Origin of the sequence: Sinorhizobium sp. CB7, from assembly GCF_041357635.1 — a bacterium.
In the GTDB taxonomy this organism is placed as follows: Bacteria; Pseudomonadota; Alphaproteobacteria; order Rhizobiales; family Rhizobiaceae; genus Rhizobium.
The window spans coordinates 251,604-265,828 of the sequence record NZ_JAULLL010000001.1; the positions used below are offsets into that span (position 1 = coordinate 251,604).

Consider the following 14,225-nt stretch of genomic DNA (forward strand, 5'->3'; position numbering starts at 1 on the left):
GCTGCGGCAATGGCGCGATCACGTTGTCGTAGCAACGCGCGCTCTGACTTCAGGACCGCCTGCGAAAGAGCAGCAGCAGGATCGGTGTGCCCACCAATGCGGAGATCAGACCTGCCGGAACCTGGTAGGGAAACGCGATCATGCGCCCGACCCAGTCGGCGACGACCAGAAGGATGGCCCCCGAAAGTGCCGCGGCCCAGAGCTGGATCGCCGGCCGGCGGATGCCCAGGCCCTGCGCCAGGTGCGGCGCCATCAGCCCGATAAATGTGAGCGGGCCAACCACCAGCGTCGCTGCAGCGGTCATCACCGCGGCGAGAGCGAACAGCACGGCGCGTGCGACACTGATGTTGAGACCCAGTTCGCTCGCTGTCGCCGGTCCAAGCTGCAACAGCGCGAGCCATCGGTAGAGCAGCGATGCGGCCACAAGGCTAACAAGGGATATGACGAGGGCGGTCCCGGCAATCGCATTGTCGACAAAGTAGGTCGACCCCGCCATCCAGCGGATGAGCGCCAGCCCGCGCGGATCGCCGTTTGCGGCAAGCACGCCGATGCCTGCATCCAGCATCGCGCCAAAGGCGATACCGGCCAGCAGGACACGGTTTGGACCGAAGGCTGAACGCGCGCTCAGCAGGAAGATCAACAGCAGGACCAGGAGCGCGCCGCCGGTGGCAAAGCCAAGCTGGATCGCCAGCCCAGGTGCGGCGAGTGCAAACATGGAGACGGCAATGCCCATTGTCGCGCCGGCGGAAATGCCAAGAACCTCAGGGCTTGCCATCTCGTTGCCGGTGAGCCGCTGCAGGACCAGTCCGGTCGCACCAAGCACCAGTCCGGCACCAAAGGCTGCGGCAACCCGCGGGATCCGAAGCGGAAGAACCTGATCCCATGCATCCAGTGGTAGCCACGTCCAGGCGCCTTCCGGCGAGCGTCCAAGAAAGACGGCGCCAATCGCGGCCGTGAGGGCAAGGGTTAACACGACGGCAACCGTCGTTGGCGCGAAGTTCAGGTTCTTTGACGGCCGGAATGAGCTCGGCAGTGTGCGTGGCGACGTCTCCAGACGTGGCAGCAGAGCAATCAGGATGGGTCCGCCGAGGAGTGCGGTAACAGCGCCGGTCGGGATGAAGTCGCCAGGGGCGACGAGCTTGATCATCTGATCGGTCAGAAGGAGCAGGGCGGCTCCAAGGACAGGAGACCAGATCAACTGGCTGAGCATGCGCCTTGCGCCGGCAAGGCGCGCGATTTGTGGCGCCACCAGTCCGATAAAGCCAATGACGCCAGCCGCGCTTGTAACGATTGCGCTCAACGCAATCGCGAGAGCGAGAGCAAAGGCGCGGGCCCACTTCACGGATAGTCCGAGGCTTTGGGCGCCGGCATCGCTCAATTGCGCCAAGGTCAGCGGCCTGGTCGCAAGTATGGCAAAAGCTGCAAGAAAAAGGACCTTTGGCGCGAGCGACAAAGGGATCGTCCAGCTCTGCTGCGAGAGCGAACCCGCGCCCCAGATGAAGATACCGGAAAGATATTGGTCGTTCATCAAGACAAGAATGGCAGCCGCAGCGCCGCACCAGAGGCCGACGATAAGACCGGAGAGAACGAGCGCGAAGGGAGAGAGGCCGTGTTTCGCACTGATTGTGAAGATTGCGATCGCGGCTAGCGAACTGCCGAGGAGAGCCACACCATCGCGGGTGAAACCTGTCAACGAGGGGAAAAAGAGCATTGCCGAGACGAGCGCCAGATTGGCGCCGGCTGAAACGCCAAGCGTCGTCGGCGAAGCTAGGGGGTTGCGAAGGATCTGCTGCAGGATCGTACCTGCCAATGCCAACGCGGCGCCGGCGAGAAGGGCGGTCGCCATGCGTGGAAGCGTCGCATAGAGGAGCACCAGCCGTTTGGCGTCGTAGCCGGTCGGGCTCCCTGTGAGATGCGGAAGATCCGGAAAAATCTCCAGCAGTGCCAGGCCGAGAGCAGCAAGGAGCAAGAGCGCCGATAATAGAGGCGCGCCCAGGCGACTGAAGCCAATGGTAGTCATCGATGCGCGGCCTCAAGAGTGTCAACGACAAGCGCGCCAAAGCGCATCGCCTCCTGAACCATGCCGAACATCAGGACGCCGGGGATTGTCGAAACACGATGTTTTTGCGCGAACGGAAGGCCTGTCCAGAGCGCGCTTTCCTGGAGACGGGAAAGCACATCGCGCGGTATCAAAGGTTCGACCGCGATCAGATGTGTCTCCTCGTCGAGGCTTGCGAGTTGCTCCAGGCCGATCGTCTCGAACCCCCAGTAACTGGCTTGACCAGTCCAGCCGTTCCTCAAGCCGATCCGCCTCATCGTGCCGCCGTAAAGACCTGGCCCGCCATAAATCCTCGCATGTCTCTGATCCAGGAAATTGATGACTGCAACGGGCGGCGCGGAGAGCCGGTACAAACGCTCCCGCAGGCGCTCGAAGAATGCATCTGCGCCCGCCAATAAGGCCTTCGCCTCGTCTGAGCGTCCAAGCGTCGCGCCGAGCCGGAGCGTCTCAGCGTAGGAACGATCCAGCGCGTCTCCGCCTTCCGCATAGATCGTAAATGTCATGATGGGGGCGAACTCGGAGAGCTTTTCATCGAGCGCGGCAAGGAACGGGGTGCTGAGGATCAATGACGGCTCAATGCTTGTCAGAACTTCGAGATTGATCTCGGCAGTGGTGCCGAGATCGATGACGCCCGCCGGCATGCGCGGTTCTACCACCCATTCGTCCCAATTCCGCAGGGCGACGACAGCGGTCGGGGTCACTCCGAGCGCAAGCATTGTCGAGGCCAGACCGTAGTCGAGGGAAACGACGCGCTCGGCTTTTGCCACCGCACCGCGGACAGGCGTGGGCACAATTGCCAAGGCGATTGATGCAAGAAGGAGATCTCGGCGCCTTAAGACTGCTTCCTGCACGTTCATTGCAGCCGTTCCAGCGGCTTGACCAGAAAAAGACAGGGATGGTCCTCATGCCATAGGGTCGGAAAGACCTCCGCACGGATGAAACCGTTCCGATCATAGAAGTTTCGGGTCGCTTCAAACTGGGGTTCGTCCCGCCCGCGCGGCGCGAGCGTCTTGACAGTGAGGAGCCGTGCACCGGCACTACGGCTGAAATTTTCGGCCTCTGCCAGCAAGTGCCGCCCCGCGCCTTTGCGATGATATTCGGGTCGCGTTGCAATCAAGGCGATTTCAACGGCTCCGGGAAGATGAGGCCTGAGCGCCATGAGCGCCGTAACCACGTCATCCTCGATGTGGCCAAACACCGGCAAATCTTCGATCGCCGCCGCGCTCGCCTCGATGACGGCGGCTTCCGCGAACCAGTCCGGCAGTGACTCCATGATGGAGCGGCAGAGCTCTGCCTTTCCTTCCAAGATCTCGACTGTCTGTCCCATGGGTTGATGTCGTCTCCATGTGTCGAATTAAACTTGACTCCTGTTATCACCTTAAAATAGACAGTGCAATCAAATCGTGTATTGGCTGCCAAGAAAGGGTCCGGAACCAAAACTGCTTGAGACCGACTTAGCCTGATTTTCCATTTGCAAAAAAGGGTACAGGACTATGGAAGCATCGCATTGTGATATGAACAGAAATGGTATCGTAAACGCAATGGTAGAGCACAAGGACAAGCTTCTCAAAACGATTGAAAACATTTTGAAATCAAGGACATTGGCCGAAGATGTCTTTCAGGATGGGGTCGTGAAGGCATATGGGATCGCCGCCTCGGACATTCGTTGCCCGACCGGCTATGCCTTCAGAATGGTTTATAACCTAGCGCTCGATGAAAGCCGCAGGCGCAAACAACAGGTCAACAACCATCGGTCGATAGAGACAATCCAGGAGCTGGGTGCCTCAGTGCCGACGGCGCTCGATCATTTGGTTGCGGCAGAAACATTGCACAGTGTACTTGCCTCCCTCGAAAAACTCCCAAAACGAACCAATGAAGCCTTCATTCGCCACCGGCTCAACGGCGTGCCGCAGAAGGATATTGCGGCCGAGCTTGGTGTTTCCAGAACCCTGGTCAATTTCATGATCAAGGCCGCCGAGGAGCATTGCCAGCTTGCCATCGCCGACCCTGTTCCTCATGCCGGCCTCTCGTCAGGCAAGCGATCGGCTATCGTCTCGCAATGTGAAGGGCCTGCTGCAAATCGCTCCACAACAGCTCCGGCTCTTCTAGGCCAACGGCAAACCGCACGGTTTGCTCGCTCACGCCGAACCGGATGAAGGACGTCATGCGATCGGGGATCTGGAGCGCGACCTTTGCGGGGACAACGAGCGTTTCGGGTCCCCCCCAGCTGACACCCAATCTGATTTCCCTCAGGGCGTTCACGAAGCTGGCGACATCGATATCAGGGTTGAGATCAAAGGAAAAAAGCCCGGAGTAACCCAGGAGCGTGCTCTTTCCCGGATGATCCTGAAACGCGGGATGGCGAACGCGGGCGATGGCCGGATGCATGTTCAGCCGCTCCGCAAGCAGCAGACCGCTACGTTCATGCTCCCGGAGGCGAACGCGAAGCGTGCGCAGGCCGCGCAAGAGGAGCCAGGCTTCGAAGGGTGAAAGCTTCGCCCCGACATAGGGGTAGGAGGTCGCATTGATTTTCGCCATTGCCTCGCGCGTGCCGACAACGACGCCGGCGACCGTATCGCTATGGCCACCCATATATTTCGAGGCGGCGTGAATGACGATATCGACACCGTGCCGGATTGGCTTCTGGAAGAGCGGGGTCGCCCAGGAGTTGTCTATGACTGTCGTGACACCGGCTTCCTTGGCCATCGCCGCGAGTGCCGCGATGTCCTGCAGCTCGAATACCATGGAGCTGGGGTTTTCGAGATAGAGCATCTTGGCGCCGGAAAGAGCCGCGCGGACCTCATCATGGTCGTCCGGATCGACAAAATCGACGGCGACGCCAAGCCTGCCAAGCAACTTTACGAGCAGACGATAGACATCGTTATAGAGGTGGCGAACAGCGACCACTCTGTCGCCGGCTTCGACGATGCTCAAGATCGTCGAGGTGATAGCAGCCGTGCCGCTCGAAAAGGCGCGCCCATCTTCCGCCCCCTCCAGTCGGGCGACCAACAACTCGAACTCGCGAACGGTCGGATTGTCGCCGCGCGAATAGATGAAGTTTCGCGCGCGACCCGCAAATACGTCCTCCATGGCCTCATAGCTGTCATAGGTAAACAGTGACGTCTGGAAGATCGGAGGCGAAACGGCATTGAAGGCTGCCGGCTCAACCGGAGAAAGGAGATCGTCTGCAATCGCTTGGGAGCCGAGATCGCTCGGGTTTATCGATTTGTTCATGCTAGCCTCTCAGGGACAAAAGCGTGGATACAAGCGGAATGAATGCGACTTGCCGGCGCTCAGCGCTTTGAGCGATCGATAATTCCGTAACAGGGCGAAAATCGACAGCAGCCCGGTCAACGTGGAGGAGATAAAGATCGCTCCAAGCAATCCTTCGAACCCCACGTAGAAGGGAAGAACCAGAAGCAGGGGAAAGAGAAGGTAGCCATTCTGGGCCAATCCGATCGCCATGGCTGAACCCGGACGACCCTGCGCCTGGAACAGGACGAGGATGGTTTGCCGAAATCCGAACAGGAGAAATGGAACATGGCTGGCGACGATCGCCGCTGATGCAATCGCCAGAATGTCCGGTTCGCTCGCAAAGAGCGCTGCGATCTCGTGGCGCCAGATAATGACGGCAAGACCGTAGAGGAAAGCAATACCGCTGGTCAAAAGCGTCAGCAGCCCCGACGCGGAGAGGACGCGATGGGCGTCATGCCGGCCCCAGGCGAAGCTCAGGATCGACTGCGCGCCGAGCGAAATCCCGATGACGGGTAGCGCGCCGACCGTCAGCAGGCGCAAGGCGATCCCCAGACCTGCAATTCCGCTCTCGCCCCGATGAGCGCCGGCTGCGGAAAGGATTGCAGCAATGCCGGCCACGGTCACAAGGCTTGTCAATGTCGTCGGCGCACCCATCGCCAGGATCGGCCTGATATGGCGGACGTCGCGCCAATGGAGGTCCATCCTCAGGCTCACCGTCCCCAGGCGCCGGCGGTGATAGAAGCCGTATGCGCCGAGCGCGACGAGCTGAGACAGGATCGTGGCGATTGCCACGCCGGATAGGCCAAGGCCGAAACCGAATATCATGATCGGGTCGAGAACGATGTTCAGGGCAAAGCAGGCGACAAGGGTCCACATGCTGAAGCGCGCGTTACCCTCCGCGATAGCGAGAAAATCGAGGATGATCTGGGCCATCGTCAGGGGAAGCGAGATTGCAATGATCCAGAGATATTGTGCGGCAAGCGGCTGAAGGTTCTCCGTTGCCCCGAAAAGTCGAAGGAAGAAACCTGAAAAGAGCAGCATCGCCATCATGGCAACGATCCCGACCAGGATGCCGGCCGACAGCGTGATCGAAGCAAGCAGGTTTGCCCGCGGAAGGTCACCGGCGCCGAGCGCGCGACCGACCTCCGTTGCAACCCCGACGCCCATTCCCTCGCCAACGGCTGCAACCATCATCAGGATGGGCAGGACGATCATGATCGCCGCTATTTCCTCACCCCCGATCATGCCGACGAAGAACATGTTGATCGTGTGGTGCGCCGCATTGATCGACAGCCCCGCCATGGCAGGCAGGCCAAGCCGCAGAAGCAGTTTCATCAGGTCCGGGCTGGCGAGATCCTCAGGTGCGAGATTGCGCCTCCGGTTGAAGATGCCGCTCATGTCGTTCATGACGCCGGCACCCACAGGTGATCGCCAAAGAACCGCTCACGCGTCAGCATGACGAGCAGTGCTCGCTTGTGCGGGAAATCGAAATGTTTGATCTTTGCAAAGCCTGATCGATCAAGATTACGGATTTGCTGCTCGTGACTGGCTCGCGGCTCACCGACGACGCGCTGGGTCCGGGGATCGTCAAGAAAAATGAAATGCATCAGAGATGGTAGCCAGGCACTGATCCATCTCTTGCCTCGATATGCCGGCTCACCAATCGCGACATGCCATCCGCGATCATAATCGTCGGCATCGTAGAACGGTCCCAGGCGATCTTCCTTTGCCCAATAGACCTCGAAATAGCCAAACGGGATGTCCCCGAACATTCCAATCAGGGGCAGGACATGGGGATCGGCGATCCTTGCCGCCAGGATCTCGCGATGCCTGTCGATGTCGCCTGAGTCCTCCCATATCGCGTTGACCTGCTCGTCATTCATCCATCGATGGAAGCTTGCAAGATCGGCTTCCAGGTCGGCGACCCTGAACGCCACGTCCCGCTCAAGCCAGGGAATGAAGCGCCGATATACCAACCCTGTTGGCTTGGCGGGCCGCCGCGGATGATAACGACCGTTCGTGAGCTCTTTGATCGGCGGAAAGGGGTAGGTAACCTCCGGCAGCCACGGCAAGGGCCATTGCCAAAGAACACCAGCGTCGAGCATGCCGCGGCTGGCAAGATTCGGCGGCAGCAATTTCTCGAGTTTATCGAATACGACCGAGCGGATCGACCGATCTTCCGCCGTGATCGCCTCCGCCGCTGCAAGCAGTATATCACCGGAACCGATCGGATCGCCGTGGTAGAACATCAGTGACGCCGTACCCGCATTCTGCTCGAGCGTGACTTCATGGCGGCCAAAGGCGGTTTCTATATGCACCAAATTTGGCGCAAGGCGGCAGGAACTGCGCAATAGCGCGGAGCGCCTTTGTTTGACGGCATCGAAGTCCATCCGCTTCTCCTTCATCATCAGGCTTGGCATCATCAGGCTTGGTCGCCAACGGGCACGAAGAGCGTCCGTGGGAGAGTGCCCCTTACCGGATCGCTAGAATGACGATCCTTCCGGAAAAGAATTTAGGGCCAAGCGAAGAAAAAAATTCTCAAGTCGCCCCCTAAACTGCGGCGCCGCCGATCCGTCATTTGCGCATGACCATCTTCGCTGCAGGAGCTTTGAATGGAAAATTTTGAGCGAACGGACAACGTCTGGATCGTTGTGCGAGACACCGAACACCGGTTCTCAGTTTGGCCTGAAGACAAGAGGATTCCCGTGGGTTGGACGGCGGCGGGTTTTGCGGGATCGAGGCAGGTATGCCTGGAGCATATCCGTCAGCTCTGGGCCGACCCGCGCCCGCTGAGCCTGCGCACGGCCATGGCCGCCAACGCCAGTCTGTAGAACGCGACCGGGTGTCAAAGATGAACACGCAAATTACCATTCTTGCAGATGCTCGCCCTGCCGATGGTGTCGCGGACGCGTTGCTTGAGACTTTTCCGCTGACCATTGGCCAGAGACGCATCTGGTCGCTCGAGCAGATCGGCAACCGCACTGTCTTCCCGGACCAGGTCGTATCGCTCCGGTTTGATGTCGGCGTCGGGCACGAGACCATCGTTTCTGCCTGCCGAAAGCTCGTCGAGCAAAGGCCGGTTCTGTGCACCCGCTTTCGTCGCTTCGCGGGCGGCCGCATCGAACAGTATCGCGCTGGATCCGACCATGTCCCCATCACGGTTCTTCTCGGCAAGGGAAACGAGCGTCTTTCGGAGGCGGCCGGGCTCGAAGCCCAGGAAGCATTTATCGGCAAGCGGTTTGATCTTTTGGACGGGCCGGCGACACGATGCCAGGTCGTCCCCCTCGCCAGCGGCCAGACGCTTCTTACGATCGTCGTGCATTCCATCATTTGCGATGCCTTCGAACGGGTTACCCTTCTCGACGAACTGAGGCGCCTGCTCGATGAGCCTGCCGCCAGCGAAAGGTGCCATGATGACCTGCGTGCGGGACTGCGAGAGCAGGAATGGCTGCAAACGCCGGTGGCGGCAGAGGCGCTGGCCTATTGGAGAACCAGGATCGGAACCGATTATGTGGCGACGACGCTGCCGACACGGTTCAACAGCGGAGGATTGGCTGGCGTCTCTCGCGCGCAGCATCGCTTTTCGATCCCCTCGGATCTCTGGAGCGCCGTCAGTCGTCATGCAGAGACACGCGGCTATGCGGCCGAACTCGTTCTTCAAGCCGCATTCTGCATCCTGCTTGCGCGCTACAGCGGCAATTACGCCCTGCTCACGGGGATATTGATCGCCCGAAACCAGAAGGCCTATTTGAGCGGCGCAGGCCGCGCCGAGCAAGTTCTTCCGCTTGTTCTGGAATTGCGATCGAAGCAGCCGATCGACGATGTGATGTCCGCGATCGCCGTTGCCACCGCTGACGGGATCGACAAGATTGTTCCGCTTGAGCGAATTGCACAGGAACTCGTCGTCGACGAAGCCGAGGCGCAGGACGCGATCGTCAAGACCATGTTTGAATTCCGTGAGGCGCGAGCGACCCCGAAGCACGCGAGCGACCTGCATCAACTCGCGTCGCGTGCCGACAGCGAGCTTGCGCTGGTGATCGAGGCAGCTTCGGCCGGTGCGGCCGAAGGATTGATAGACTATGCCGAGAACCTCTACGATCCCGCCTTGGTCGCCCGCGCAGCGAAGCATTTTCAGGTCATTCTCCAACAGATCGCCGCTTGCGAGCGGCTGATGATCAAGGATATCGAGCTTGTCGCGGCAGACGAGCTTGACCGGCTCTCCGCTCCCTATGAAGACGATGTGCTCAACGACGATCGGCCGGTTCATGAGCATATCTCTGCCCATGCCCGGCAAACGCCCGACAAGACCGCTATCATCTATGGCGACGAAGAGTGGAGCCATGGCTGGCTGGAAAGCAGCGCCAACCGGCTGGCACACAGGCTGAGAAAGCTTGGCGTTCGGGCGGAGATCACCGTCGCGATCTTCATCAAGCGCTCGCCGCAGGCAATCCTAGGAATTCTCGCGACATTGAAGGCGGGCGGCGCCTATATCCCGGTCGAGCCGGATCATCCGCCTGTGCGCAACCATCACATTCTGCGCGATGGCGGCGTCAAGGTCGTCCTTACGCATAGCTGGCTGCGCCATCGGCTGCCGGATGAGCTCGATGCCGTCATTCTCGAACTCGATAAGCTGGATCTCGACGATGAAGAGGACACGCCGCCGAACGTTCCGATCCACAAGGACCAGCTTGCCTATGTGATGTACACGTCGGGCTCGACCGGGCTGCCCAAGGGTGTCGCGGTCGAGCACGGCCCCTTGACCCACCATCTTCAGAACACGTCCCGCGTCTACGGCATGAGTGCTGTCTCCCGCGAGTTGCCCTTTCTGCCGTTCAGTTCCGACGGCGGACACGAGAGGTGGATGAATCCGCTCATGGAAGGCGGAAGCATCATCCTTCCCGACCAGCCGTTGTGGACGCCTGAAGAAACGCTGACGGCAATGCGAAAGCATGGCGCCAACAATGCGAGCATCCCCACCACCTATCTGCAACAGCTCGCCGAATGGGCCGACATCACGGACAGCGCACCGCCCATGCGCCTGTACTCCTTCGGTGGGGAGGGGCTTGCGCAATCGACGTTCGATCTGCTCTCCCGTGCGCTGAAGTCCGAATGGCTTATCAATGGCTACGGACCGACAGAGACCATCATGACCCCGATGATCTGGAAGGTCAGGGCCGGCACCACGTTCCAGGGCGTGTATGCCCCGCTCGGACGCGCTGTCGGGTTGCGCCGCGTCTATGTCCTGGACCCGGATCTCAACCCATGCCCGATCGGCGTAACGGGCGAGCTCTACATCGGCGGCGAGGGTATTGCGCGCGGCTATCTCGGTAAGCCGGACACGACGGCCGATCGCTTTATTCCGGACCCGTTCTCCCCGGAAGGGGGCAGGCTCTATCGCTCCGGCGACCTTACACGCTGGAGAGAGGATGGCACGGTCGAATTTGTCGGCCGCGTCGACCACCAGGTGAAGCTGCGCGGCTACCGCATCGAACTCGGCGAAATCGAGGCGGCATTGCTTCAGCAGGCAGGCGTCGGCGAGGCGCTGGTCGTCTTGCGCGACGACGAACCAGACAGCGAAAAGGCGCTTGTTGCCTACGTCGTTGCGAAGAAGGGTGATGGGCTGGACGTCGAGGAAATCAGAGCAGGCCTTGAACGGAGCCTGCCGTCCTACATGGTTCCTGCCGCGGTCGTTGAACTGGAGAAACTCCCGACCAACCCGAACAGCAAGCTCGATCGCTTCGCGCTTCCCGCGCCGGCGCCGGTGAAGAGAACGATTGTGGAGCCTGCGACCGCTCTTGAAGAGGACATACGGGATGTCTGGCGTCAGGTCCTGAAGATGGAAGCGATCAGTGTCGAGGATAATTTTTTCCACATCGGCGGTAATTCGCTCGGCGCCATCCGAATTCTTTCGCTCATGCGACAGCGCCGGCCGCAAACGCCCCTGACCATCGCCGACATCTTCAACAATCCGACCATTCGTTCATTTGCAAGCTTGATCGAGCAAGGCGATCAGAGAGACCTGTCGGAGGTCATCGTTCTGCGATCCTCGGGAACGAAGCCCCGGCTCTACTGCTTCCCGGGGCTGCTCGTCAGCACGCGCGAATATGTGAAGCTCGTCGACTACCTGGGGGCCGATCAGCCGGCCACCGGTTTCATCTGCTACTCGCTTTCCGAGAAAAAGGAGATCGGCGCTCCGATCGAGGACATCATCGAAAGCTACGTCGATTATATTCGCACCCATAGCAGGGGTGAGCCCTGCTATTTCCTCGGATGGTCGTGGGGTGGGTTGCTCGCCTATGAGGCTGCGCGCGCCCTTGGCAATGAGGTTGATGTCCGGATGATCGCCATGGTCGACGTCTGCGACCTCGGGTCGGAATTCGCGATTGGCGCAAAGCCGCACTTCAAGCCGGGGGAGCGCGAGCAACTCCACAGAAGCGTTCAGTCGTGGTTGGAGAAGACGGCGATGCGTCCCGAATGGGACCGACTGCTCGCAACCATGGACGCTGACACCTACGATCAGTTCCTTCGATTTGTGGGTGACGAAAAGGATCCGCTTCCAACGGATGGACCGGATATCAGCAGCCGCGAGCACACCTTCTGGGTCCTCATCGATAATGCCTTGATCTTCCGCAGACATCAGTTGGTACCCCACGACGTGCCGATCTTTCCGTGGGCCGCAGACGACAGCCTCAACAGGGGCCTCAATTTGATCGACTGGCGCCGCCTATCCAGGAGAGCACATCCGGCCGAAATCATCACGGGGACCAACCACCTGCACATGATTGGATCGCCAGCCTTCCACAGCAGGCTCGCCCTCCGTTTGCAAGAAACCCAAAAGGATCTCTCATGACTGTCGCTTTCAATTGCAAAGACATTGCGAACGAACCATTGGACCTTGCTGGCATCGGTATTGGCCCCTCCAACCTTAGCCTCGCGTGCCTGCTGGAGGCTGTGCCGGCGGTGCGAAGCCGCTTCTTTGAGCGCCGTGACGCGTTTGATTGGCATCCTGGGATGATGATGCCCGGTGTGGAACTCCAATCGTCGTTCCTGAAGGATCTTGTCACACCTGTTCTACCCACGAGTCCATGGTCCTTCGTCTCCTATCTCGTGGCGCATAAAAGGCTCTATGCATTTCTGAATGCCAAGTACGATGCGGTTCCCCGCAAGGAGTTCGCTCAATATCTTGCCTGGGTCGCAGGCGGCCTCAAGGGATTGTCGTTCGCCAGCGAGGTTCGCGAGGTGGAGCACCGGGACGCCAGGTTCCTGTTGCGGTTCGACAATGCCGTCGAAGAGGCGCGCAACATCGTCATAGGCACAGGCACGTCCCCATTCGTTCCGGACTGGGCAAGACCCTTTCTTGGTATGCGCTGCTTCCATAACAGCGAGGCCAAGTATCGACTTGGTGATCTTCAGGCGGCACGAATTGCCATTGTCGGGGGAGGGCAAAGCGGCGGCGAGATCATCGAGGCGCTGCTTGGCGCAGAGAACAAGGTCGAAGAAATTACCTGGATCAGCCGGCGACACAATTTCGAACCGATCAACGATACGCCGTTTTCCAATCAGGTTTTCTCGCCGGAATATGTTCAGGCATATCTCCAGCTCAATCATGAGCAGAAGCAGGATGCGCTCAAGAACTCGATCCTGACCAGCGACGGCCTCTCGATCTCGACGATTCACGCGATCTACCAACGTCTCTATGCATTGCGATATCTCGAAGGAAGCGCGTTGAACGCGCGCTTGTCACCCAATCGGGATGTCATCCAAATGGAGGCGAGCGGTGGCTCCTATCGTTTGATCGTCCGCAATCAGTTTGACGGCGGCATCGAGGTTCTGCATGCGGACGCAGTTGTGCTGGCGACAGGCTACCGGTTTCGATTGCCAAATGCACTGGCTTCCATGGCCGACAAGATCACCTGTGACAGGAATGGTCATCCGGTCTTGAACGATGACTACACGCTGCAGTGGGCAGGCCCGAGGGCTAACAGGATTTTTGCCCAGAATGCAGGCCGATACTCGCACGGCATTGCGGATTCCCAGCTTAGTCTCATGGCCTGGCGCAGCGCAAACATCATCAACACGCTCCTGGGGAAAAGCCACTTCGAAGTCGAGCCTGATAATGCCCAACTGAACTGGGCGTCGGCGGCACCTGCGACAACGGGCCAGTACGTCAAAGCCGGCTATTCGGAAATCGCAGCGCCGTCCTGAAAATCAGAGAGCCTGAAAGTCGGCGTGCCGAGCTCTGCGTAGACGGACAGCGCGATTATGTGCCGGCCGGAGCCGTTAAACAGGCGGTGATGCCAACGCGGGTCGCGTTCGCCTTTGTGCGCGATCCGCGGGATATCGCCGTCCCAGCTGATCGCGATGTTTTGAGGGTCCTCGTTCAGCCCGAGACCGATGGCTTTGAGATAGCTCTCTTTCAATGTCCACAAAGTTAATCCGGCACGGCGGCGCTCATCGCTCGAGAGCTGCGCGATCCAGCTCAGTTCATCGAACGTGCAGAATGTTTCCAGGGCCGCATCCTCGAGGATGAGGTCGGCAGGTTCGCAATCGATACCGACATGGCCACATCCGCGACCGACGGCCACGGCCACCAATCCATCCGCGTTGGTCAGGCTGAATTCCACACCTTCATCACCTTCGATGCACGCTTTGCCGTAGGCGTTCGAAACAAACCTGAGGCCTTCTGCCGGTTCTGAGAGATACACTGCCAAGGTTCGACGCAGCAGATATCGACCGGCAATGAAGCATGTCCGATCCCGCTCGAATCGATAGGAAAACGCGCGCTCTTTTTCGTCCACCGAGAGCGGTTCCAGCCAATGATCGCTATGGAGGCGATCATTGGGATAAGTCCAGCGAACGATATCAACGCTGACGCGGGCCTGTCCTTCTGACGACATCTTTTCCTGCATCC

At 59.6% G+C, this 14,225-nt stretch carries 11 protein-coding genes; 4 read left to right on the plus strand and 7 right to left on the minus strand.

The genetic code is table 11. The annotated features are described in order from the left end of the window. Positions 1-49: 49 nt before the first annotated feature. The 3 genes from fhuB to AAE029_RS01240 are packed head-to-tail and all read right to left on the minus strand — an operon-like array spanning position 50 to position 3,386. Positions 50-2,020 (minus strand): Fe(3+)-hydroxamate ABC transporter permease FhuB, encoded by a 1,971-nt coding sequence (gene fhuB / locus AAE029_RS01230; protein ID WP_371070961.1) that lies wholly within the window; start codon positions 2,018-2,020, stop codon positions 50-52. Then, complete coding sequence (locus AAE029_RS01235; RefSeq protein WP_371070962.1) at positions 2,017-2,916, minus strand: iron-siderophore ABC transporter substrate-binding protein; 900 nt, start codon at positions 2,914-2,916, stop codon at positions 2,017-2,019. The genes fhuB and AAE029_RS01235 overlap by 4 nt, the downstream gene beginning before the upstream one ends. After that, positions 2,913-3,386: a GNAT family N-acetyltransferase gene (locus AAE029_RS01240; protein ID WP_371070963.1), complete on the minus strand. Its 474-nt coding sequence runs from the start codon at positions 3,384-3,386 to the stop codon at positions 2,913-2,915. Before AAE029_RS01240 ends, AAE029_RS01235 begins: the two co-directional genes overlap by 4 nt. A 166-nt stretch (positions 3,387-3,552) precedes the next feature. On the opposite strand from AAE029_RS01240, the gene AAE029_RS01245 reads away from it, so the two are divergent. Continuing rightward, positions 3,553-4,215 (plus strand): sigma-70 family RNA polymerase sigma factor, encoded by a 663-nt coding sequence (locus AAE029_RS01245; protein ID WP_371070964.1) that lies wholly within the window; start codon positions 3,553-3,555, stop codon positions 4,213-4,215. Here the strand turns inward: AAE029_RS01245 and AAE029_RS01250 are convergent. From AAE029_RS01250 to AAE029_RS01260, 3 genes are read right to left on the minus strand one after another with little or no spacing between them, the layout of a single operon-like run. Continuing rightward, a complete protein-coding gene (locus AAE029_RS01250; protein WP_371070965.1) occupies positions 4,106-5,293 on the minus strand; it encodes a PLP-dependent transferase in 1,188 nt (395 codons plus the stop codon). The two genes, AAE029_RS01245 and AAE029_RS01250, sit on opposite strands and share 110 nt — an antisense overlap. Positions 5,294-5,302: 9 nt before the next feature. After that, complete coding sequence (locus AAE029_RS01255; protein WP_371070966.1) at positions 5,303-6,721, minus strand: MATE family efflux transporter; 1,419 nt, start codon at positions 6,719-6,721, stop codon at positions 5,303-5,305. Beyond that, a complete protein-coding gene (locus tag AAE029_RS01260; protein WP_371070967.1) occupies positions 6,718-7,704 on the minus strand; it encodes a GNAT family N-acetyltransferase in 987 nt (328 codons plus the stop codon). Before AAE029_RS01260 ends, AAE029_RS01255 begins: the two co-directional genes overlap by 4 nt. 222 nt (positions 7,705-7,926) lie before the next feature. On the opposite strand from AAE029_RS01260, the gene AAE029_RS01265 reads away from it, so the two are divergent. From AAE029_RS01265 to AAE029_RS01275, 3 genes are read left to right on the plus strand one after another with little or no spacing between them, the layout of a single operon-like run. Beyond that, on the plus strand, positions 7,927-8,145 hold the full coding sequence (locus tag AAE029_RS01265) for an MbtH family protein (protein WP_371070968.1): 219 nt from the start codon (positions 7,927-7,929) through the stop codon (positions 8,143-8,145). Between the two features lie 20 nt (positions 8,146-8,165). After that, entirely contained in the window at positions 8,166-12,164 is a 3,999-nt protein-coding gene (locus AAE029_RS01270) for an amino acid adenylation domain-containing protein (protein ID WP_371070969.1), read from the plus strand. Beyond that, on the plus strand, positions 12,161-13,519 hold the full coding sequence (locus AAE029_RS01275; RefSeq protein ID WP_371070970.1) for a lysine N(6)-hydroxylase/L-ornithine N(5)-oxygenase family protein: 1,359 nt from the start codon (positions 12,161-12,163) through the stop codon (positions 13,517-13,519). The genes AAE029_RS01270 and AAE029_RS01275 overlap by 4 nt, the downstream gene beginning before the upstream one ends. Here the strand turns inward: AAE029_RS01275 and AAE029_RS01280 are convergent. Further along, positions 13,492-14,223 (minus strand): 4'-phosphopantetheinyl transferase superfamily protein, encoded by a 732-nt coding sequence (locus AAE029_RS01280; protein WP_371070971.1) that lies wholly within the window; start codon positions 14,221-14,223, stop codon positions 13,492-13,494. The two genes, AAE029_RS01275 and AAE029_RS01280, sit on opposite strands and share 28 nt — an antisense overlap. Positions 14,224-14,225: the final 2 nt, after the last annotated feature.

Bases quoted from the DNA above. Each gene is read 5' to 3' on its own strand.
- fhuB (WP_371070961.1), bottom strand. From the start codon at position 2,020: ATGACTACCATTGGCTTCAGTCGCCTGGGCGCGCCTCTATTATCGGCG.
- AAE029_RS01235 (WP_371070962.1), bottom strand. From the start codon at position 2,916: ATGAACGTGCAGGAAGCAGTCTTAAGGCGCCGAGATCTCCTTCTTGCA.
- AAE029_RS01240 (WP_371070963.1), bottom strand. From the start codon at position 3,386: ATGGGACAGACAGTCGAGATCTTGGAAGGAAAGGCAGAGCTCTGCCGC.
- AAE029_RS01245 (WP_371070964.1), top strand. From the start codon at position 3,553: ATGGAAGCATCGCATTGTGATATGAACAGAAATGGTATCGTAAACGCA.
- AAE029_RS01250 (WP_371070965.1), bottom strand. From the start codon at position 5,293: ATGAACAAATCGATAAACCCGAGCGATCTCGGCTCCCAAGCGATTGCA.
- AAE029_RS01255 (WP_371070966.1), bottom strand. From the start codon at position 6,721: ATGAACGACATGAGCGGCATCTTCAACCGGAGGCGCAATCTCGCACCT.
- AAE029_RS01260 (WP_371070967.1), bottom strand. From the start codon at position 7,704: ATGGACTTCGATGCCGTCAAACAAAGGCGCTCCGCGCTATTGCGCAGT.
- AAE029_RS01265 (WP_371070968.1), top strand. From the start codon at position 7,927: ATGGAAAATTTTGAGCGAACGGACAACGTCTGGATCGTTGTGCGAGAC.
- AAE029_RS01270 (WP_371070969.1), top strand. From the start codon at position 8,166: ATGAACACGCAAATTACCATTCTTGCAGATGCTCGCCCTGCCGATGGT.
- AAE029_RS01275 (WP_371070970.1), top strand. From the start codon at position 12,161: ATGACTGTCGCTTTCAATTGCAAAGACATTGCGAACGAACCATTGGAC.
- AAE029_RS01280 (WP_371070971.1), bottom strand. From the start codon at position 14,223: ATGCAGGAAAAGATGTCGTCAGAAGGACAGGCCCGCGTCAGCGTTGAT.